The following is a 21,030-nucleotide window of genomic DNA, read 5'->3' on the forward strand; positions in this document are numbered from 1 at the left end:
GATGAGAGAACCTGTGATCAGGCAGTACAGCAGGATTTCAATCAACAGATACAGGCGATTGCTTCGTTTAAAGTTTTGCTTGAACATAGTAGGTTTAATAATCGATCCAACAAAATTATCTATTGCCCCCCTGAAACAGGGGGCGCATTTCGTTATTTCATAGGGCAGATTTGTTGTTTTGCAGGATGATGTACTTTTGAAGTAGGGGTATTATTTCTTCTTTCCATAAACAGACGGAAGCACATTGTATTCCATCTTGAAATATTTTGTAAAGTATTTGGGATTGTTGAAGCCCACTTCATAGGCCACCTCTGCTACGGTAAGCTGGCTTTTTTCCAGCAGTTGTGCAGCCCGCTTTAAACGGATGCTCCGGATAAATTCGATGGGCGATCGCCCGGTGAGGGCCAGGATCTTTTTATACACGGATACCCGGCTCATGAAAAGCGCCCTGCTCAGTTCTTCTACCGAGAAGTCGGGATTGGCAATATTCTTCTCTACAATTTGCAAAGCCTGTTGTATGAATTGTTCATCTGCCGATGAAATGGCTACTTCTCCCGGGTTGGCTTCTATATATTGCTGGAATGTTTTCCTGAGAGATGATTGCTGGGAGATAATGTTCCTGAGCCGTGAAAGCAGTACCTCGAAGTTAAAAGGCTTTGTAATGTAATCGGAAGCGCCGGTTTCCAGGGCTTCCAGCTGCTGGGCTTCTTCGGCCCTGGCGGTGAGCAATACAAGGGGAAGGTGCGCGGTGCGTTGCAGGGCGCGTACTTTTTTACATAATTCCAGTCCATCCATTTCCGGCATGGAAATATCGCTTACTACCAGGTGCGGGAGCGTGTGCTGCAGCACTTTCCAGGCGGCAAGCCCGTTCTCTGCTTCAATAATCTGGAAGTACTGGCTGAGATTATCTTTCAGATAAAAACGGAAATCCTCGTTATCCTCTACCAGTAAAACCACCGGTTTTTTAGAGTTGGTGTTCACCGCAGGAGGCGCTGTAACGGTAACGGCAGTACGTATTGTTTCCTGCACATCGCCGGGAACAACTGCAGCAGCTGTTTTAACCGGGAGGTATACCGTAAAGCAGCTACCCATTTCCGGGGCGCTGTCTACCGTAATACTGCCCCCATGCATTTTCACAAATTCCTTTGTGATAGAGAGCCCGATCCCGCTGCCCTGGTTCACCATGGAGGCCGGTACTTCATGCTGGAAGAACCTTTCAAATATATGTTCCTGTTTTTCCGGGGGAATACCGATACCATTATCTTTTACGGCAATTTCCAGTTGCCCGGCAGTTTCCTGGTAACTAACCTGAACGGATATACTGCCATTTTCGGGGGTGAACTTAAATGCATTGGAGAGGAGATTAAAGATGATCTTCTCTATTTTATCGGCATCATACAACATTTTTAGCTCTTGTACATTGCTCTGAAAGCCGAGCTGTATATGTTTTTTATCAGACAGGTCGGAAAAAGAGCCGGTGAGGTCTTTTACAAAGCTGATGATGTCTCCTTCTGCGGGATGCAGTTTGATTTCCTGGACTTCCATTTTACGGAAGTCGAGCAGCTGGTTCACGAGGTTGAGCAGGCGCCGTGCGTTGCGTTGCATCAGGTCCAGCTGTACTTTTAAGGGGCCTTCGGTTGTTTGGCGCACAATTTTTTCCAGTGGGGTAATGATAAGGCTCAGCGGTGTTCTGAATTCATGGCTTACGTTGGTAAAGAAGCGGATCTTCAGCGTATCCAGTTCGTGCATACGTGCAGCTTCCTGTGTTTGCTGTTCCATTCTGAACTTCAGTCTTTCCCGTTCCAGTATGATGCGGCGGGCCAGTAGCAGCGCCCCCAGTATGAGCAGTATATAACCGAGGAAGGCAGGCCAGGTTTTCCAGAAGGGTGGGAGTACTTTTATTTTCAGGGTAAGCCCTTTTTCATTCCATACGCCATCGTTGTTGGAAGCCTTTACGCGGAAAGTATATTCGCCCGGGTCGAGGTTGGTGTAGGTGGCCTTTCTTTGCAGGCCGTCGGTGTACAGCCAGTCTTTATTAAACCCTTCCAGCATATAGGCGTACCTGTTCTTTTCCGGGTGGAAATAATTCAGGGATGCAAATTCAAGCGAAAATACATTTTCACCATGCTTCAGGGTGATGCTTTGTGTTTCCGGAATAGCGGCCTTCAGTAGTATGCGCCCGTTGATCTCCTCTCCCGGGAGCACGCTTTTGTTAAAGATCTGCAGATCAGTGAGCACCACTGGAGGGATATTATTATTGAGGGCAATGGCATCGGGGTAGAAGAGGTTGAAGCCGTTGCCGCCGCCGAAAATAAGCTCACCGCGACTGGTTTTCAGGGCGGCGTTTTCGTTGAAATCCTTTCCCTGCAAGCCGTCGGATTCGTCGTAATTTTTGAAAGTATAGGTATTACCCTCAATGGTCATATTACACAGGCCATTGGGAGTGCTCATCCAGAGGCGGTGGTCATTGGCTTCCAGGATGTTCAGGACAGAATTATCCGGGAGACCGTTCTCCTTGCGGAGGGTACGGAAACTGTTGGTTTTCGGATCAAAGAGATCCAGTCCCTCCCTGGTGCCTATCCATATGAGGCGGCGGCTGTCCTGGAAAATACATACCACGTTATTGTGACTGAGGCTGGTGCTGTCGCCCGGGAGATTGTTATAATGTTTGAAAATGCCGGAGGCGGGATTGTATACATCGAGGCCATCTGAGGTGCCTATCCAGAGCTTTCCCTGGTGGTCTTCCATGAGAGCGGAAATGTACCTGGACTTCACTTCCCGCCTGTATTGCCGGAAACGGCCTGTGGCGGGGTCCATCCGGTTAAGACCGGCGCCGAGGGTGCCTACCCACAGCTGGTGGCGGCTGTCTTCCAGTATTTCCCATATACTGTTATCGCTGATGCTGGAACTGTCTGCCGGGTCATGTTTATAATGGATAAAACGGCCGTTGTCGAAGCGGTCGAGCCCACTGAAATAGGTACCTACCCATAGTTGTTTGTTGTGATCAATGCATAGGCTTACAATCACATTGCCGGAGATGCTGTTATTATTGGCGGGATCGTGCCGGTACTGGGTGAAGGTGTTGCGGGCACGGTCAAAGTAGATCAATCCGCCCCCATTGGTGCCTATCCATAAGTTACCGGCTGCATCTTCCACAAACCGGTTCACATCGTTATACGGCAAACTGTTACGGCTATACGCCTGGTACTGGTAGAGCGGGAATTTCACCATGTTTTCATGGTAAAAGTTCAGCCCTTTTTTGAAGGTGCCTATCCATATGATGCCGGTATTATCTTTATAAAGCGTGGTGATACTGTTCTGGCTCAGGCTTCGGTTATCTTCACTGATATTCTCAATGTAACGGATGCTTTGTGTTTTCTTATTAATAATATTGATACCGCCATGATCGGTACCTATCCATACCAGGCCGCTATTATCCGGAACGATGCCTCTTACAATATTGTTATTCAGCGCCAGCCCGGGAGTATTCTGGTCGATATGCCGGAAACGTTGTGTGTTTACGTCAAAATAGTAAACGCCGTTGTCCTCATTTTTGCTGAACATCCACAGGTCGCCGTCGGCATCTGCCACCATTCCCCAGCCACCGGTGGGGATTTCAGCTCTTACGAGTGTATTATCACGGTAAACAACCTGGTGACTGCGGGCGTCCATTTTTTCCAGCAGGCCATTGCTATGCAGCAGCCAGTAGATACCTGCTTTACCGGGCAACAGTACAGACACGCTGTTGGTACCGATGCTGCCTCCGGAACCAGTATGCGTAAACCGTTTTACCTTGTTGGCTGCACTTACCAGGAAAATGCCTGCGGAAGGGTGCAGGAACCAGTACCCGCCGGAAGGATCTTTCACGATATCTGTGACCGTGTTGCCGGGAAAGCCCCACTGGCCCAGGATCTTTTCAGGGCGCCGGTTAAAACGGGCGGTCACCGGGTCATAAATATTGATGCCGGCCCGGGTCTGGATCCAGAGATGCTGTCCTGGCCCAGCCATGATCCTGCTGATATTATTATCTGCTACAGAGGTAGTATCGCGCAGATCGTGCTGGTACACAGTGAAATGATAGCCGTCGAACCGGTTCAGACCTGATACAGTCCCTATCCACATAAATCCTGTGCTATCCCTGAAAATACAGTTTACCTGGTTGTTAGACAAGCCCTGGTTGATATCAATCCGGTTGAACTGATAGGGGAGTGTTTGTCCCCGCATTATTATCGTAACGAGGAATAAAAAGATAAATATAAAGACCCGCTTCCGCATGTACACCTTACCTGGTTGAAAAATTGTTGGTCTGACAATTATAGTTATAATTATTGCGCAACAATATACCATAAAATGGAAATAAAAAAAGAAAGGTCGAAAGAATTCGACCTTTATTGCTAAAATTCCACGTTATGGCACTCAGGTCCATAAAAAGTTAATCAGCTAAAAATCCGGCAAGCCGGTATATGATAAATGATATTTGCGGTTTTATGGGGATAGCCAGCTTCTTGCTATACAAAAGTAGGTGAAGGTAAAACGATTGTCAAGAAATTAGCAAACAATATTTAAAAAAAGATTAAAATCACCCCGAAACCTTATTTTTTTCTGCGGCTGGATAATTTCAGGATAATGGGTTATAATCTTTAAAGATTATTGAGTACTTTTTTGCCAATCTGAAAATCATGAAACGTATTACTTTATGTATGATGCTGTTAGCAGGAACGGGATTGGCCGCCTTTGCGCAGCAACCGCCTGCAAAGGGGGGCACCGTTACGCTCGATTATTATTACAACAGCGAGTTCAGAAAGGATAAAGCCGGTAACCCGGAAAGATGGCATTACATCTGGGGGGAAACGGATAACGGGGGCGTGTCGCTCTGGGGGCATATTTTCGACTCCCTGGGAGTAAAAAGGGATAGCCTGTTAACGGCGCCCACGGCTGCCAACCTGGAAAATACCGGTATCTATATCATCATTGACCCTGATACAGAAAAGGAATCGCCCCGGCCTAATTATATGAATGAGAAGGATGCCCGCACCATTTACGAATGGGTAAAGGCAGGCGGGGTGCTGGTATTGCTGGAAAACGACTCTGCCAATGCCGACTTTGCGCACTTTAACCGGCTGAGCGGGAAATTTGGTATCCATTTTAATGGCGACAGCCGCAACCGGGTGCAGGGCAGGAACTTTGAACAGGGCACTTTCCATATTCCTGCCGGGCATGAAATTTTTTCTCCGGGGCGGCAGGTGTATATCAAGGAACTGTCTACTTTAACACTGAAAGCGCCTGCACGGGCGGTTTATAAAGACGGTGACCATGTGATTATGGCGGTGGCTGAAGTAGGAAAAGGAAAGGTATTTGCTGTTGGCGATCCCTGGTTTTATAATGAATATGTGGATGGAAAGAAGCTACCGGCATCTTTCCAAAACTATGAAGCCGCAACAGACCTGGCCCAATGGCTGATTAAGGCGGCCAACCGCTAACTGTTCAGGAAATTGATGTTTCTCCGGATACCTTCAAACTTACTGCGCTTAAGGGGGGAATGGCGGAAGATGTTTTTAAAGGCTTCTTCCGTCAGCTCTTCCCAGTCGCGGGTGGAAAAATTAAGGATGGCCGGCACAGGTGTGAATGCCGCTTCCCGGTTGGCTTTGGAGAACCGGTTCCATGGGCAGACATCCTGGCAGGTATCACAGCCAAACATCCAGTTATCAAATTGTCCCTTCATTTTATCAGGGATCAGCTGCTCTTTCAGTTCTATGGTAAAATAAGATATACACTTGCTGCCATCCACTACGCCTGGCGCCACCAGGGCCTCTGTAGGGCATGCGTCCAGGCAGCGGGTACAGGAGCCGCAGTAATCGGCCACGGGGCCATCATATTCCAGTTCAATATCGGTGATCAATGTGGCAATGAAGAAAAAGGAGCCGGCCTGTTTATGGATCAGGTTCCCGTTTTTACCTACCCAGCCTAACCCGCTGCGGCTGGCCCAGGCACGCTCGAGTACAGGAGCTGAGTCCACAAAGCCCCGGCCCTGGACAGGGCCGATGCGTTCCTGCATCCGCAGCAGCATCGTTTTCAGTCGAGCCCTGATCACCTCATGATAATCCTGGCCATAGGCATATTTGGAGATGCGGGGGGCATCGGCGCGTTGCTGTTCGGAAGGGAAGTAGTTAAACAGCAGCGTGATCACCGACCTGGCGCCGTCTACCAGCTTGCGCGGATCTATTCTTTTATCGAAATGATTTTCCATATACTGCATGTTGCCATGCATGCCCTTATTCAGCCAGGCTTCCAGTCGCCGTGCATCGTCGTCCAGCTGCTCCGCTTTCGCAATGCCGCAATGGTCAAATCCTAATTCTTTGGCCAGCTCTTTTATGAATAATGTATGGGTCATCCGGGCAAAATTAGCATATTATTTATATCTTCGCCAGGCATATATATCCCATATGCCCGTTAACAGTATGCGCTATACTTTTGTTTTGCTGGCTCCCATTGCCAGCTGTTTGTTCGCCCTTTCCACCACGGCCCAGGATGGAAGTAAAATGAAATTTGGTAAGGTTTCCAAAGAAGAATTTGCTGTAAAAAGATCGGAGAAGGATACCGGCGCGCATGCTATCATCCTGTCTGAGATCGGTTCTTCCATCTTTGAGTCGGATGGAAATGATCTTCGACTGGTGTATAAGGTACACCGCCGTATCAAAGTTATGGACAAGAATGGTTACAATGTAGCCACCGTACTGGTACCCATTTACAAATCCAGTTCCTCGGAAGAAAAGCTGCTGAACCTGAAAGCTGCTGCTTATAACCTTGAAAATGGGGAAGTAGTGGAAACGAAGATGGAGAGCAAAAATGTGTTCAATGATAAGCAGGATAAAAACCTGCTTGTCAAAAAGTTTACCCTGCCTGCGGTAAAGGAAGGCACCATCATTGAATACGTTTACACGATTTCCTCCCCTTACTACCGGCATCTGCGCGCCTGGGATTTCCAGGGGCAATATCCGCGCCTGTGGAGTGAGTACAGTGTTGCTATACCTGAGTATTTCGATTATATGCTGATCCCCCAGGGGTATGAGCCATACGTGGTGAAAACGAAAACATTTTCCCGTACAACCTTTACCTTCCGTAATGAATCGAGTGGATCCACCGGCCCTTCCAACCTGGTAACTGTTACGCCTTCTGTAACAACTTACAAATGGGCGTTGAAAGATGTACCGCCGATTAACGAAGAGAGTTATATCACTACGATCGATAACTATGTTAACCGGGTGGAATTCCAGTTATCCGCTTACAACTGGCCGGGAGAGCCCCGTAAGCCGGTACAGAGCACCTGGGAGGAGCTGATGAAAGACCTGATGAAGGATGAAGATCTGGGTGGCGTACTGAACGCCAACAATGGTTTCCTTTCCGACCAGGTGGCCGAACTGGTAAAAGATGCCAAAACGGATAAGGAAAAAGTACAGAAGATATATACATGGGTACGCGATAACTATACCTGTACAGATCACAGCGCGTTATGGATGGACAAATCGCTCAAAACCGTTTTTAATTCAAAGAACGGGAACGTGTCCGACATCAACATGCTGCTGGTGGCTATGCTGAAGAAAGCCGGCCTGTTTGCCACGCCATTGTTGCTGAGTACCCGCAACAATGGATATGTATACCAGTTCTACCCGTTATATACCCACTTTAACTATGTGATCGCCGGTGTGAACCTGGGGGAAGAATACATTAAGCTGGATGCCTCAAGACCTCTTATGGGCTTCGGAAAATTGCCTGCGGAATGCTATAACGGTGCAGCAAGGGCCATGGACGATTTTGCATCGCCGGTGATATTGGGAGCTGATTCCCTGAAAGAACAGCAATTTACCAGTGTGATGCTTGGGAAGATAGAAAATGGCATGATAAGCGGAACTTTCATGCAGCGGCCTACTTACTTCGGTTCCTATAAAATAAGAACTAAAGTAAAAGAAGAAAGTGCCGATGAGTTTTTTAAGCAGATAACAAAATCATATACGGGGGATATAGAGCTGGAGAATAAATCGATAGAGGATCTGAAAGAACTGGAATCGCCCGTAATGGTGAAGTATGATTTCAAACTGCCGGTAGGCGAGGGAGATGTGATATACATCAACCCCCTCCTGTCTGAAGCATACAAGAGCAATCCTTTCAAGGCGATGGAACGTAAGTTCCCGGTGGAGATGAACAGCGTATATGATGAAGTATATTCCTTTAACCTGGATGTGCCGGAAGGATATGTGGTAGATGAATTACCTAAATCTGCCATGGCGAAGTATAATGAAAATGAGGGACAGTTCCAGTACCTTATCCAGCAAACAGAAAACCATATACAGCTGCGTTGTCGCGTAAAATTGAATAAAGCCAATTTTGATCCGGAAGAATATGCCACACTGCGCGATTTTTATGACCTGGTGGTAAAGAAGGAAGCAGAACAGATTGTCTTAAAAAAGAAAAAATAAGATATGCGCAAGCGGTTAATATTTAGTACCCTGTTGTTCCTGGTTGCAGTATCATCAGTATGGGCCGGCGACCCGGTCTACCCCGCAGTGGCCATTCCCGATTCGTTGAAGAAAAACGCGCACCTGGTAAAAAGGATCGACGAGCAGATGGTGAAAGTAAACGATCTGACGGATATCCGCCTGGTATCACATACGGTAGTCACCGTGCTGGATGAATCGGGTGCGGAAGAAATGAGCCTTGAGGCCTACTATGATAAGCTGCGGGAGATCCGTTCCATCAGTGGTGCATTGTATGACGCCGAGGGCCGGCTGCTGAAACGTTTGAAACAAAGCGAGATCCGCGATGTGAGCGCCGTAGGGGATGGCAACCTGATGTCTGATGCCCGTGCAAAACTGCACAATTTCTATTATAACGTATACCCCTATACGGTGGAGTACTCAATAGAAATGCGTTTCAACACAATGAACTGGATACCGGACTGGCAGCCACAGGATAATATTTCAACAGCTGTAGAAAAGGGCAGGCTTACCATCATTTTCCCTGAGAACTATGAATTGCGCTACCGCAGTTATTGTTATGAAGGCAAACCGGTAATCACTACAGAGAAAGGCAGCAAAGCCATTACCTGGGAGGTTAACCAGCTGGCGCCCCTCAAACATGAAGATTACGCGGTGGAACTATACCAGCGTACCCCCAGCATTTTCCTGGCTCCAACTGATTTTGAGATGGGGCGTTATAAAGGCAAAATGACCACCTGGAAGGATTTTGGGAACTTTGTATACCAGCTGAATGAAGGCCGGGATGTACTGCCTGATAACATCAAAGCAAAAGTACATGAACTGACAGATGGGATCAGCAGTCGCCGTGAAAAGATCAGGGTGCTGTATAAATTCCTGCAGCAAAATAACCGCTATATCAGTATCCAGCTGGGAATAGGAGGATGGCAAACCTTTGATGCAACATCTGTGGCAGCAAATGGCTATGGCGATTGTAAGGCATTGTCGAATTACATGATGGCATTGCTGAAAGAGGCCGGGATCAGGTCAAATTGTGTGCTGGTAAAAGCAGGAAGGCATGAGCATACCTTGCCGGAAGACTTTCCATCTGCACAATTTAATCATGTTATTCTTTGTGTGCCGGATGCAAAAGACACCACCTGGCTGGAATGTACCAGTAATACAGTGCCTACGGGTTACCTGGGCAGTTTTACCGACAACCGGCCGGTATTGCTGGTGGATGCGCAGGAAAGTAAATTAATCCATACCCCGGTGTATGGAATGGACAGCAATGAACAGTTACGCCATGTAGACGCTGTGATTGACAGTGCAGGAAATATTGATATTAAAGCTACCACCATTTACAGCGGGCTTCAGCAGGATGATTTGCATGACATGCTGCATTCGCTGAGCCGGGAAAAGCAGCTGCAGGAACTGCGTAAAGGATTAAACCTCTCCAGTTACGATGTCAATAATTATAACTGTACAGAACTGGAAACGCAAATACCTTCCATTGAAGAAAAACTGGGGATCAAAGGAAATAATTATGCAACGGTAACGGGTAAACGAATGTTCCTGGTTCCCAATATACTTACACGGGGCGGCGTGAAACTGGAAGCAGACGCCAGCCGTAAGTCGGATATCCAGTTTGATTTTGCCTACCGGGATGTGGATAGCGTAACCATCACATTACCGGCGGGATATAAGCCGGAATCACTGCCCGCGCCGGTAGCTTTAACCGCTAAATTTGGCAGCTACAGCGCTGCGGTGAGCATCAGAGGGAATACGCTAAAGTATATACGAAAAGTAGAACGTAAAGCAGGAACATTCCCGGCGGCAGATTACCCGGAGCTGGTAAAGTTTGATGCTACTATACTGAAGTCTGACAGGAGCCGGCTGGTGTTGGTGAAAGAGTAAAAAGCGAGATTGAGAAACGATAAACTCCTTCGGGTATTACACAAATAAAGAGAGGCTGCTCAATAATGAGGCAGCCTCTCCGTATTTTGCGGGTGTTATTTCTCGCGTACACTTACCGAAATATGCCGGTCCTTTTTCTTTTCTTCTTCAGGCGCATCGGCGGCAGCCTTTGCAAACTGTGAGCCATAACCTTCAGCGCCCAGTAACTGCGCGGCGTTGGTATTGCTCTTCTTCAATGCAGTAACTACAGACTCAGCGCGTTCTTTGGAAAGACGAAGATTAACAGTGCTGTCGCCGGTGCGGTCTGTATAGCCTCCAATTTTTATTTTGGCTTTGGGGAAGGCTTTCATGATAGCCGCAATGTTACCTACCTGTTTCATACTTTCTTCTGTAAGCTCTGCGCTGCCGGTTTTGAAGTTGAGATTATCAAAATCAAACCATACATCTTTACCTGCAGGGCGGCTGTCGTCTTTAAGGAATACTACCAGCTGGTCTTCTATACCGCCTTTGTATGCGTCCAGCACAACACCGTCGGGCAGCGTTACCTTGATGCTTTCACGCGTTATCACCGGACCGCCTTCTGTAACGGTCATAGTAGCTGAATCTGCCAGCTGGCTGGTAGTAACGCTGTCGGTAGCAGGTACGCTATCGCGTTTATTACCGCCGCAGCCGCGCATCAGGTACCATAGCAGGATGATAGCCACCAGGATGAGCAGCAATGACCATATCCATCTGCTGCCACCGGATTTTGCCTCCGGCCGGATGTTTACAGCGCCGCCTGTAGTGGTAGCTGTGTCCATATGAAGCAGGCTGCCTAATTTTTTTCCCAGATCGCCAATATTGGCCAGGCCCAGTATGCCGGCAATATTTAACCCGCCGGGTATGGCGCCCAGTATTTTATCTTTTTGTGAATCAAGCAGGGAAAGGAAGGAATTGGGTGAGAGGTTGTTTTGAGCTGCGTATTGTCCTACCGTGCCAAGTGTGGCCGGAGCGGCCGATTGCAGCAGTGTATTGGCGGATGATTCCTTGATACCGGCGAAAGAAGATAACATGCCGGTAATAGCACCCACCTTGTCGCCGAACAAACTGCGTAGCAGGTCGGCGCCTTTACTGAGCAATCCTCCCGCACCGCCTTGCAGCGCACCGGAAACGGCGGATGGATTGGCGTCGCCTGCTGCTCCTTTTACAAGGTCGAGCAGGCTGCCGGCGCTTCCCGAGGACCCGGCCTTGTTGAGAAGGCCGGTTAACACAACCGGTATGATACCACTGATGGCTTTCTGAATGCCGCCTTCACTTTCTCCAAGTTGTGAGGAAGCCTGACTAACGACATTGCTGTTGAAGATACTTTTAGCGCTTTCCAGTAAATCGAAAGACATAATTGTAGGGTTTAGTGATGAAGAATTGGTGACCAGTTTTTGACGCTGAATCATCCGGCCGTAAGCAGGAAATGTACAGTTTGTACTTCAGGGACTTTTATAACAACGGAGCCTGCCGGGTTGTTTGATTCCTGTAAGAATAAACAGGGGATGTAAGTTTAAACACATAAATAGATATTGGTAAAATATTGATTTTAAAGAAGATGTAAATATTTTATTCATTTTTTCCTGGTCGCCCGGTCATTACTTCGTACCATCGATGAAAAGCAACCGGCTGGGCGCCGCATTGGATGTTTGCCCGCTATCAGTTACGTTTCCAGGAAGATCCGGAAAAGTTTTGGGGAAACAGAAAAAGTACAAACTATTGCCAATACAGAAAAAATACAAACTATTACCAATAATGAATTCAGTGTATCCGATACCGTAGCCGTTAACTTTTTCCGGAAATTCCGGTTGAACAGCGGGCAATTAGGTTCCCTGATGGGAGCGCTGGCAGATACAGATGGTTGGGAAGATGCAGCCATAAATGAATGGATCAGCAGAAATGAGCAGCTGGTAAAAGAATGGGAGTAAAACAGCGGTTTTAATGAAAAAATTGCAGTTAGCTAGCTAGTTTTCTGCTAAAAATGCAGTAATCCTTTCGCTTATATGTCATAATTTCCGGAGACACAACATTGGATCACGCTTTGTTGTTACCAGGGGACGTTTGATAACATCAAAAAAGGAGAAAAACAAGCAGATATGAACTTGAATAATTTCACTATAAAATCGCAGGAAATACTGCAACAGGCCCAGCAACTGGCCTTTAATAATCAGAATCAGTCTATTGAAACAGGGCACCTGCTCAAAGCTTTATTAAAAGATGAAGACAGCCCGATTGAATACCTGTTGAAGAAGAATGATGTAAATACTTCATTTGTAAACAACAAGTTAAATGAGCAGATCAATAAATACCCGCGTATGGCAGGCGGGGAAGGCGGTCAAACGTTGAGCCGTGATGCCAACAACGTGATCCTCCGGGCCGGAGCGGCCATCAAAGAATTTAAAGATGAATTTGTAAGCGTAGAGCACCTGCTCCTGGGCATCCTGGGTGGTAACGACGATACTGCTAAATTGCTTAAAGATGCAGGTCTTACGGAGAAAGGGCTGAAAACCGCTATCAGGGAACTGCGCAAGGGCGAAACTGTGAATTCCCAAACCGGTGGTACCCAGTACAATACGCTGCAGAAATACGCCAAGAACCTGAATGAAATGGCCCGGGAAGGAAAGCTCGACCCGGTGATAGGCCGCGATGAAGAGATCCGCAGAACACTGCATATCCTCTCCCGCAGGTCTAAAAACAATCCTATCCTGGTGGGTGAACCCGGTGTGGGTAAAACAGCCATTGTAGAAGGATTAGGCCACAGGATCATCAACGGCGACGTACCGGAGAACCTGAAATCAAAGATCATATACGCCCTTGATATGGGTGCTTTAATGGCGGGCGCCAAATACCGCGGTGAGTTTGAAGAGAGATTGAAAGGCGTGGTAAAGGAAGTAGCGGAAAGCAATGGAGAGATCATACTTTTTATTGATGAGATCCATACGCTGATAGGCGCCGGTGCTATGGAAGGCGCCATGGATGCTGCCAACATCCTGAAACCAGCCCTGGCAAGAGGTGAGCTTCGTGCCATTGGTGCAACTACCCTCAACGAATACCAGAAATATTTTGAGAAAGATAAAGCCCTGGAGCGTCGTTTCCAGAAAGTACTGGTAGATGAGCCTTCCGTAGAAGATGCGATTTCCATCTTACGCGGACTGAAAGAGAAGTATGAAAGCCATCATCACGTACTCATCAAAGATGAAGCAATTATTGCTGCGGTAGAATTATCGCATCGTTATATAACAGACCGTTTTTTACCGGACAAGGCCATTGACCTGATAGATGAAAGTGCAGCGAAACTGAGGCTGGAAATGAATTCCATGCCGGAAGAGCTGGATGAACTGGAAAGAAGGATCCGCCAGCTGGAAATTGAAAGAGAAGCGATCAAACGGGAAAATGATGAAGATAAGTTACGTGAGCTGGGAGAAGAAATAGCAAGACTGGGAGAAGAACGGAATACGTTCAAAGCAAAATGGCAGGCAGAGAAAGAAGTGGTGGACCAGATCCAGAATGCAAAATCGGCTATTGAAAACCTGCGGCTGGAAGCTGAACAGGCAGAGCGTAACGGTGATTTTGGCCGGGTAGCGGAAATACGCTACGGTAAAGTAAAGGAACAGGAAAAACTGGTAACAGATCTGACAGAAGAACTGAATACAATATCAGCGAATCACAAACGTCTTCTTAAAGAAGAAGTAGATGCGGAAGATATTGCGGAAAACGTAGCCAAAGCAACAGGCATCCCCGTATCCAAAATGATGCAGAGTGAAAAAGACAAATTGCTGCATCTCGAAGAGGAACTGCATCAGCGCGTAGTAGGACAGGACGAGGCCATCATAGCGGTATCCGATGCTATACGCCGCAGCCGCGCAGGATTACAGGATCCGCGCAGACCCATCGGTTCATTCATCTTCCTTGGAACTACAGGTGTTGGTAAAACCGAGCTGGCGAAAGCGCTTGCTGAATACCTGTTTGACGATGAAAACATGATGACACGTATAGACATGAGCGAATACCAGGAAAAGCACTCCGTGAGCCGCCTGGTAGGAGCCCCTCCGGGATACGTTGGATATGATGAAGGCGGTCAGCTTACAGAAGCCGTACGCCGTAAGCCATATTCAGTAGTGCTGCTTGATGAAATTGAAAAAGCCCATCCGGATACGTTTAACATTTTGTTGCAGGTATTGGATGACGGCCGGTTAACCGATAACAAAGGCCGCGTGGTGAATTTCAAAAACACCATCATTATCATGACCAGTAACATGGGTAGCCATATTATCCAGGAAAATTTTGAAAGCATTGACGATACCAACAGAGAAGAGATAGTAGATAAAACGAAAGATGAAGTGATGTCCCTGCTGAAACAAACCATCCGTCCCGAGTTCCTGAACAGGGTAGATGAGGTGATCATGTTCCAGCCTTTAATGAGAAATGAAATTAAGGGAATAATTAACATTCAGTTGCAGCAACTGAAGGATATGGTAGCTAAAAATGGCATGATATTGGAATTTTCAGACTATGCGCTTGAGTATCTTTCTGTACAGGGTTACGATCCGCAGTTTGGTGCAAGACCGCTGAAACGCCTCATACAAAAGGAAATCATTAACCTGTTAAGTAAGAAGATACTTGCAGGGGATATTGATAAATCCAAACCAGTGCTGATCGATGTGTTTGATGGCGTAGTAGTAATCAGAAACAAGTAATTCTAAATACGACGATACATAGTTAACGATAAGCCCCGCGATTCTTCGCGGGGCTTTTTTATGTGTGGTCAGCTTTCGTTAAATTTGAGCAGATCAAAAATCTTAAAGTATGCCGGGAGAAAGAGAAAGAAGATTTATGCAGCATGCCATTGCCTTATCGCGTAAGGGAATGGACAACGGCGATGGCGGTCCTTTTGGCGCGGTGGTGGTACGGGGTGATGAAATTGTGGGAGAGGGATGGAACCAGGTGCTTACAGATACAGACCCTACTGCCCACGCAGAAGTAGTGGCAATCCGGGAGGCCTGCAAAAAGCTGGGCACTTTCCAGTTACACGATTGTGAAATATTTACTTCCTGTGAGCCCTGCCCCATGTGCCTGGGTGCTATTTACTGGGCCAGGCCGCAGCGCGTATATTATGCCAATACAAAAGAAGATGCTGCCGCTATAGATTTTGATGATTCGTTTATTTACCGGGAGATAGAAAAAGATCATGCAGATAAAAAGATTCCGCTGATCGCGTTGCCCGATCCTGAAGCTTTGAATGTTTTCCGGAGATGGAAAGAAAAGGGGGATAAGAAGTTGTATTAGTTTTTATGGAGGGGAACGCATTCCCCTCCGCTAATGTTTTACAGAGAAATGGTATGCCCAGAACAATGCGAGCAGTAAGAAGAGGATGCAGACAATAATAACGGCAAGGGATATATAATTTTCTGATTTTCTCCTGGCCCTGTAGCGTTTGTGTAATTTCTTCAGCAGGCTCCATTTCATTTCAATAATCCACCCGGGAATTTTGTCTTTATCTTTTATGGCAGCCAGCCCTTCCAATGCATCGCTGCAAAGCTCACAATCAGACAGGTGCATTTCCACTTCATGTTGCTCTTCAGCAGACAGCTTGCCCTGCACATAGTCCAGCAGCTGCTGTTGCGTAGGACAGCCAGTAGTTACAAAGATATCGTTGAAATGCTCGTTCATATCACTATTGATGCAAATTAACTTTTGTTTGCGCGTTGTTGTTTTTCCAATAAAAGTTTCAGGTTCCTTTTTCCATTCTGAATATAGCTTTTTACCTGGAGGAGGCTATACCCGGTTTGATCGGCAATTTCCTGATAGGATTTCTTTTGCAGGTAAAACAGTTCCACACAGATCTTTTGTTCTGGGCTCAGCTGGTTCATTGCCTGCCCCATATTTTCCAGCAAGATATCCTTTTCCTGGTATACCTGCTTATCTTCCTGATCAGCGGCCATGCCGCCTATATGTTTGTCGGAAATTTCTTCCTTGTATTTCATATGTTTTTGCCTGAGCTGCATCAGGCAATAATTTTTTGTTACCTGGTAAATCCAGGCCCTGAAATACTGGATCTCATGTTTGTTGATGTCGGATAACATCTTGAGAAAGATCTGTTGCACGGCGTCGCGTGCATCTTCTTCGTTCTTCAGGTATTTCATGCACATACCCAGCAAAAGCAGGGCATAGCGGTCAAACAGCACACCTATCCAATCACTGTTATTATCAGCTTTGAACCGTTGCAGTAGTTCCTGGTCTGTTAGTTGTTGTATATCTGGATTAGTCACAGGCTAATAAATAGAATGCTGCATATGAGATGCAGCATTTGCAAAAATCCATAATTATATTGATATTTTATTTTTTACATACTATCCAATGCCTGCTGGGCGGCATTTTTCAGGGAGCCATTCATCCTGATCACTTCTCTGAACATGCGGCGGGCCTTGCCACCCTGGCCTTTGCTGCGATAGCAGATAGCGAGTTGATAGCGGGCCATTTCCACGTATTTGCCTGAGCTAACAGATTCGATTCTTTTGTACCTGTCGATAGCCTCGTTAAGGTTGCCCTGTTGCTGGTATACCATTGCTGCTTTGTACAGATATTCGTCACTGTTTACCGCAGTTGGGGATGTTTCTTTTTTAACTGGTTCCGGTGGCGGGGCCTGTTCTTTTTCTTTAGGCTTCTGTTCAGGCTTCTGTTCAGGCTTGGGTTCCGGTTTTTTTTCCTCTTCTTTTGCTTGGGCAGCAGCTTTATCGGCGGCGTCCTTTTTAAGTGAGTCGGCTTGTTTTTGCAGGAGGGTTTGTTTCCTGATGCTGTCTGCCGCAGCTTTCTTTTGCTGGGCTTTTAGCGCTGCTGCTCTTTTCAGTGCGGCAGAGTCAACATGAGCCGGGGTTGCAACTGGTTTTGCAGCTGTTCCTGCAGCCGTAGTTGCGGGTGCTGGCGCTGGAACCGGATCATTCTGTGCGGCCGTAACCAGTGGAACACCGGTGGCTACTTGTTCCTCTACGGAGTCTTTCTTGGGTAGCGATGCCGCCATAATCCGTACGGATGGCTGATTCCGCATATGCCCGCGCAATACATACACACTGCCTATACCCAAGCCAATAAAAGCAACGATCCAGAAATAGGTGAGCATATGCTCCTTGTTCTTTTCCTTGCGGGTATACTGCGCCACCTTTTGTACATGTGAAACGGGTTGTATACTGTTTTGTACGTAGCGTTGAAGCTTATTGGTGAAGTCCTGGTATCTCTCGGTACCTTCTTCTTTTTCCAATGCATTTAATGCGTCGTAGCACAGGTCGCAGTCGGTAAGATGCTGTTCCACCAGGTGTCTTTCCACGTCGGTCAGTCTGCCTTCCATATAACGGGGCAGCTGATCCCTGCTGAGGCACCGGATAGCAGAAAAGATCTTCAGTACTTTGTCATTATTCGGTTTATTACTTAACATATCCCTGGTTCATAAATAGCTTGGCAAGTTTTCCTTTGGCGGCTTTGAGTTGCGATCTTAACTTTTCGCGGGAAAGTCCGGTGGCAGCTGTAAGGTCGGCAAAGGATTTATTTTCGAGATAGAATTGCGTGATGAGTGCATTATCGTCGGCACTTAAGCGCTGGAGCGCCTGTTCCAGCCGTACAATGAGGTCCTGGCGGTCAATGATGTTGGTTGCGGCTTTGTCGACCATATTCTCGATATGCAGCAGGTCTCTTCCGTCGCGGGATGGATAGAAGGGGGTATTTTTTTCAGGTTTCCCTATGTAACCTTTTTGTATATGCAGCAGCCATTCATTGACTTTATAAATGGTTTGTGTTTTAAGGCTGGCGCTTAATCTTTGCAGCAGGGCAGGAAAAACAACATTGGGGTCAAGATTCGGTTGGCTGTTCAGATAAGGAATGGTAATAGCAACCAGTAAATGACTATACCTGTCCATCAATACCCCTTCTGCCTCGCGGTCAAGTTGTTTCCTGGCGCGTGATATTAGCTCCTTGTCTGATAAATTGGTTAACTGTTGTTGCATAAACTTATTACTTTATATTTACGTACAAAAGCAGAAAAAGTTCATTCAGCGCATAAGATTATTGAATAATAAAACGGATTTATACAATTAATATGCCATACGCTATTGTCATTGTGCCAGTTGCGCCATTAAGGAGTACTGCTTCACATAAAAGCGAGATGATCTCCCAGTTGCTGTGGGGAGCCGGGGTGGAAATTATTGAAACGGCTGCCGACGGTTGGGTGAAGGTAACAAATCAATACGACGGCTACTCTGGCTGGGCTACAGCCGCTCACCTGGAACCGGTGGAAGAGGCGCTGTACCTGGCGCCGGCAACGGGTTATTTTCCCGGCTGGGTAAACCGGGTTACTATGAACGGCAGGCTCATGCTGGTGCCATTTGGCTGCCTGGTGAAGGGCAACAACGATACTGCCACGCAATGGGGAAATATTACGGTAAAATTTGAGGATAATCCGCTTTCGCTTACCCATGTTGTCAATAAGGATATGGAGGCATTAAAAGCCACCGCAATGCAGTTTTTGAATACCGGGTATCTCTGGGGAGGCGTAAGTGTGTTTGGAGTGGATTGTTCCGGCTTTACCCAGCAGGTATTTAAATTGTCTGGTGTCCCGCTTTTGCGGGATGCGTATCAGCAGGCTACCCAGGGACATATTGTAGACTTCCTGCAGGAAGCGCGCCTGGGGGACCTGGCATTTTTTGATAACGAGGAAGGCAGGATTACGCATGTGGGCATTTTGCTGAACGATCATGAAATCATTCATTCCTCCGGTAAAGTGCGTATAGACCCGATAGACAATGAGGGGATCATCAATGCGGATTCTGGGCTGCGCACGCATCACCTGCGCATTATAAAGCGGTATTTTTAAGGATCGCCTCCGCGGATTTTGTCTTGGAACACTGATTACGCTGATTATATTGATTAGTTTGATTTTATTTTTTGGTTTATTAAAATAGGTAAGGGAGATAAAAATGGAATTTATCCTTTTTTATCTCCCTTATATAATTAAAAAAATGATCAGCAAAATCATCATCCTGAGTCAGGCAAATCCGTGTATAACAACAAAATGCAGGATAAAGACTCCTGAAATCATTATATCATCATCATCCTGAGTTAGACAAAATCCGCGATGATCTAGCTTTGTTTGAAGATCTTGCGGTAGTCGTCAAAAGATTGGAGGATAATCTGTTTAGCTTTTTCCTTATTCTGGAATTCTTCCACCACAACTGTTTTCTTTTCCAGTTTTTTGTACTCTTCGAAGAAATGGCGCATTTCATCAATGAAGTGAGGAGGTAATTCGGTGATATCGTTGATGTGGTTTACGCTCATGTCGTTGGCTGCTACTGCGATGATCTTGTCATCAGCTTCGCCGCCATCTATCATTTGCATTACACCGATTATTTTGGCGTCTATGATACACATGGGCACGCATTCTATCTGGGAGATCACCAGGATATCCAGCGGATCATGGTCATCGCAGTAAGACTGCGGAATAAAGCCATAGTTGGCAGGATAATATACAGAAGAATATAAGACCCGGTCCAGTTTCAGCAAACCGCTTTCTTTATCCAGTTCATATTTAGCTCGGCATCCCTTTGGAATTTCAATAATTGCATTTACAACATTTGGCACTTCAGAGCCGGGGCTTACACTGTGCCAGGGATTTGTCATCATAATAATCTACTTTACTTTAAGGTTTATTGTTCAATATTGGATTAATGTTGAAAAGTGAATAAAGTACTCACCTCACTTTTCATGAAGATATGGTCAGGTTTCCGGTAAGTAAAAACAGGAATAAGCCACACATCCGCATCATTAATGCGTGGCAAAATTAAGGGAACTAGCCGTTAATAGCTAAAAATTATCCTTTCCTTTTTGTGTAAAATACAAAAGAACAGGTAATTATTCAGCTCCCCGGCACCGTCAGGCCGTTGGCAGGTGCGCTATCGGCAGGTACGGTAGTAGAGTCCAGGGCTGCGTTACCACCGGTTTGAGGTGTGTAATTCGGGATGATGCTATCGAAGGTCAGGGAAATTTTCCATTGACCGTTTTCTTTCACCATCTGCAGGACCTCTTTCTGATGGGCGGAGGAATTGAGTATAGTAACCGCTGCTTTATCGCCGTTTTCTTCGATATTGACTACCTCGATATGGGCGTTTTTAATTTTTTCTCTTTCAGCACCGCTGCGGCGGCCGTCAAAGATGGCATAGATCTGTAGTACCTGTTGGGATTCTTTTGTGGCATAATCCCTGGCCTGGTCGTAGTTCGAATCCTGAATCGCATGCATAAACGCCAGCGCCACCTCTTCCGGGGAAGCCCTTTTCTTACAACTGCCTAACAGCAAGGTTGTAATCAATGCCAGTGTCATGATTCGAAAAAAATTGGTCATGCGGTCGATAAATTATAATATATCACAACAAAAATAGGGGTAAACTTCAATACTGCAAAGTCGATCAACTATAGCTCAGCACATTCACAGGCTTCAGACTGAATGTTTCCCTTGGATAAAAACAGGTGAACTTACGGCAATCGCCGTTAACAAAGAGTTAAATATTTAGATTATTGTTATTTTGATACCTGGTTGCCCGCCTGGTGGCTGTTTGCGGCCGGGCAGGTAACCGGATATCAA

At 46.5% G+C, this 21,030-nt stretch carries 16 protein-coding genes and 1 pseudogene; 8 read left to right on the forward strand and 9 right to left on the reverse strand.

The window, feature by feature from the left end:
• Positions 1 to 210: 210 nt before the first annotated feature.
• Positions 211 to 4,224, reverse strand: coding sequence for a hybrid sensor histidine kinase/response regulator transcription factor (locus FN124_RS12510; protein WP_221887763.1), 4,014 nt, complete (start codon positions 4,222 to 4,224; stop codon positions 211 to 213).
• Between the two features lie 455 nt (positions 4,225 to 4,679).
• Between FN124_RS12510 and FN124_RS12515 the strand changes: the two genes are divergently transcribed.
• Entirely contained in the window at positions 4,680 to 5,480 is an 801-nt protein-coding gene (locus FN124_RS12515) for a DUF4350 domain-containing protein (RefSeq protein ID WP_142685051.1), read from the forward strand.
• Here FN124_RS12515 and queG read toward each other — a convergent pair.
• Entirely contained in the window at positions 5,477 to 6,391 is a 915-nt protein-coding gene (queG, locus tag FN124_RS12520; protein WP_142685052.1) for a tRNA epoxyqueuosine(34) reductase QueG, read from the reverse strand. The two genes, FN124_RS12515 and queG, sit on opposite strands and share 4 nt — an antisense overlap.
• A gap of 52 nt (positions 6,392 to 6,443) precedes the next feature.
• On the opposite strand from queG, the gene FN124_RS12525 reads away from it, so the two are divergent.
• The 3 genes and pseudogenes from FN124_RS12525 (at position 6,444) to FN124_RS31900 (ending at position 10,388) form a co-directional block, all read left to right on the forward strand.
• A complete protein-coding gene (locus FN124_RS12525; protein ID WP_185937176.1) occupies positions 6,444 to 8,474 on the forward strand; it encodes a DUF3858 domain-containing protein in 2,031 nt (676 codons plus the stop codon).
• 147 nt (positions 8,475 to 8,621) lie between these two features.
• A pseudogene (locus FN124_RS31755) lies at positions 8,622 to 9,116 on the forward strand (DUF3857 domain-containing protein); the annotation flags it as partial.
• 924 nt (positions 9,117 to 10,040) lie between these two features.
• Positions 10,041 to 10,388 carry a DUF3858 domain-containing protein gene (locus FN124_RS31900; protein ID WP_512745573.1) on the forward strand — a complete coding sequence of 116 codons (348 nt, stop codon included), beginning with the start codon at positions 10,041 to 10,043 and terminating at the stop codon, positions 10,386 to 10,388.
• A gap of 95 nt (positions 10,389 to 10,483) precedes the next feature.
• Here FN124_RS31900 and FN124_RS12535 read toward each other — a convergent pair whose 3' ends face one another.
• Positions 10,484 to 11,764 carry an OmpA family protein gene (locus FN124_RS12535; RefSeq protein WP_185937177.1) on the reverse strand — a complete coding sequence of 427 codons (1,281 nt, stop codon included), beginning with the start codon at positions 11,762 to 11,764 and terminating at the stop codon, positions 10,484 to 10,486.
• A 290-nt stretch (positions 11,765 to 12,054) separates the two neighbouring features.
• Here FN124_RS12535 and FN124_RS31760 point away from each other — a divergent pair, with 290 nt between their 5' ends.
• The 3 genes from FN124_RS31760 (at position 12,055) to FN124_RS12550 (ending at position 15,695) form a co-directional block, all read left to right on the forward strand.
• The gene (locus tag FN124_RS31760; protein WP_221887764.1) at positions 12,055 to 12,165 is read left to right on the forward strand and encodes a hypothetical protein; all 111 of its coding nucleotides are present in this window, start codon (positions 12,055 to 12,057) and stop codon (positions 12,163 to 12,165) included.
• A gap of 340 nt (positions 12,166 to 12,505) precedes the next feature.
• Positions 12,506 to 15,106: an ATP-dependent chaperone ClpB gene (gene clpB / locus FN124_RS12545; RefSeq protein ID WP_142685056.1), complete on the forward strand. Its 2,601-nt coding sequence runs from the start codon at positions 12,506 to 12,508 to the stop codon at positions 15,104 to 15,106.
• A gap of 109 nt (positions 15,107 to 15,215) precedes the next feature.
• A complete protein-coding gene (locus FN124_RS12550; protein WP_142685057.1) occupies positions 15,216 to 15,695 on the forward strand; it encodes a nucleoside deaminase in 480 nt (159 codons plus the stop codon).
• A 30-nt stretch (positions 15,696 to 15,725) separates the two neighbouring features.
• Here FN124_RS12550 and FN124_RS12555 read toward each other — a convergent pair whose 3' ends face one another.
• From FN124_RS12555 to FN124_RS12570, 4 genes are all read right to left on the reverse strand, one after another.
• The gene (locus tag FN124_RS12555; RefSeq protein WP_142685058.1) at positions 15,726 to 16,079 is read right to left on the reverse strand and encodes an anti-sigma factor family protein; all 354 of its coding nucleotides are present in this window, start codon (positions 16,077 to 16,079) and stop codon (positions 15,726 to 15,728) included.
• Between the two features lie 17 nt (positions 16,080 to 16,096).
• Positions 16,097 to 16,678: an RNA polymerase sigma factor gene (locus FN124_RS12560; protein ID WP_142685059.1), complete on the reverse strand. Its 582-nt coding sequence runs from the start codon at positions 16,676 to 16,678 to the stop codon at positions 16,097 to 16,099.
• A gap of 74 nt (positions 16,679 to 16,752) precedes the next feature.
• On the reverse strand, positions 16,753 to 17,838 hold the full coding sequence (locus FN124_RS12565) for a tetratricopeptide repeat protein (protein WP_142685060.1): 1,086 nt from the start codon (positions 17,836 to 17,838) through the stop codon (positions 16,753 to 16,755).
• Entirely contained in the window at positions 17,828 to 18,403 is a 576-nt protein-coding gene (locus FN124_RS12570) for a sigma-70 RNA polymerase sigma factor region 4 domain-containing protein (protein WP_142685061.1), read from the reverse strand. The genes FN124_RS12565 and FN124_RS12570 overlap by 11 nt, the downstream gene beginning before the upstream one ends.
• Positions 18,404 to 18,495: 92 nt before the next feature.
• Here FN124_RS12570 and FN124_RS12575 point away from each other — a divergent pair, with 92 nt between their 5' ends.
• Entirely contained in the window at positions 18,496 to 19,269 is a 774-nt protein-coding gene (locus FN124_RS12575) for a C40 family peptidase (protein ID WP_142685062.1), read from the forward strand.
• Between the two features lie 266 nt (positions 19,270 to 19,535).
• On the opposite strand, the gene FN124_RS12580 is transcribed toward FN124_RS12575, so the two are convergent.
• Both FN124_RS12580 and FN124_RS12585 read right to left on the reverse strand, forming a co-directional pair.
• Positions 19,536 to 20,075, reverse strand: a complete 540-nt coding sequence (locus FN124_RS12580; RefSeq protein ID WP_221887765.1) for an inorganic diphosphatase — start codon at positions 20,073 to 20,075, stop codon at positions 19,536 to 19,538.
• A 232-nt stretch (positions 20,076 to 20,307) separates the two neighbouring features.
• Entirely contained in the window at positions 20,308 to 20,790 is a 483-nt protein-coding gene (locus FN124_RS12585) for a DUF4878 domain-containing protein (RefSeq protein ID WP_142685063.1), read from the reverse strand.
• Between the last annotated feature and the right edge of the window lie 240 nt (positions 20,791 to 21,030).

This window comes from Chitinophaga polysaccharea (assembly GCF_902150045.1).
GTDB lineage: Bacteria > Bacteroidota > Bacteroidia > Chitinophagales > Chitinophagaceae > Chitinophaga > Chitinophaga polysaccharea_A.

Excerpts from the sequence above, each read along its gene's own strand:
- FN124_RS12510 (WP_221887763.1), bottom strand. The coding sequence starts at position 4,224 with ATGCGGGGACAAACACTCCCCTATCAGTTCAACCGGATTGATATCAAC.
- FN124_RS12515 (WP_142685051.1), top strand. The coding sequence starts at position 4,680 with ATGAAACGTATTACTTTATGTATGATGCTGTTAGCAGGAACGGGATTG.
- queG (WP_142685052.1), bottom strand. The coding sequence starts at position 6,391 with ATGACCCATACATTATTCATAAAAGAGCTGGCCAAAGAATTAGGATTT.
- FN124_RS12525 (WP_185937176.1), top strand. The coding sequence starts at position 6,444 with ATGCCCGTTAACAGTATGCGCTATACTTTTGTTTTGCTGGCTCCCATT.
- FN124_RS31900 (WP_512745573.1), top strand. The coding sequence starts at position 10,041 with ATGTTCCTGGTTCCCAATATACTTACACGGGGCGGCGTGAAACTGGAA.
- FN124_RS12535 (WP_185937177.1), bottom strand. The coding sequence starts at position 11,764 with ATGTCTTTCGATTTACTGGAAAGCGCTAAAAGTATCTTCAACAGCAAT.
- FN124_RS31760 (WP_221887764.1), top strand. The coding sequence starts at position 12,055 with ATGTTTGCCCGCTATCAGTTACGTTTCCAGGAAGATCCGGAAAAGTTT.
- clpB (WP_142685056.1), top strand. The coding sequence starts at position 12,506 with ATGAACTTGAATAATTTCACTATAAAATCGCAGGAAATACTGCAACAG.
- FN124_RS12550 (WP_142685057.1), top strand. The coding sequence starts at position 15,216 with ATGCCGGGAGAAAGAGAAAGAAGATTTATGCAGCATGCCATTGCCTTA.
- FN124_RS12555 (WP_142685058.1), bottom strand. The coding sequence starts at position 16,079 with ATGAACGAGCATTTCAACGATATCTTTGTAACTACTGGCTGTCCTACG.
- FN124_RS12565 (WP_142685060.1), bottom strand. The coding sequence starts at position 17,838 with ATGTTAAGTAATAAACCGAATAATGACAAAGTACTGAAGATCTTTTCT.
- FN124_RS12570 (WP_142685061.1), bottom strand. The coding sequence starts at position 18,403 with ATGCAACAACAGTTAACCAATTTATCAGACAAGGAGCTAATATCACGC.
- FN124_RS12575 (WP_142685062.1), top strand. The coding sequence starts at position 18,496 with ATGCCATACGCTATTGTCATTGTGCCAGTTGCGCCATTAAGGAGTACT.
- FN124_RS12580 (WP_221887765.1), bottom strand. The coding sequence starts at position 20,075 with ATGATGACAAATCCCTGGCACAGTGTAAGCCCCGGCTCTGAAGTGCCA.
- FN124_RS12585 (WP_142685063.1), bottom strand. The coding sequence starts at position 20,790 with ATGACCAATTTTTTTCGAATCATGACACTGGCATTGATTACAACCTTG.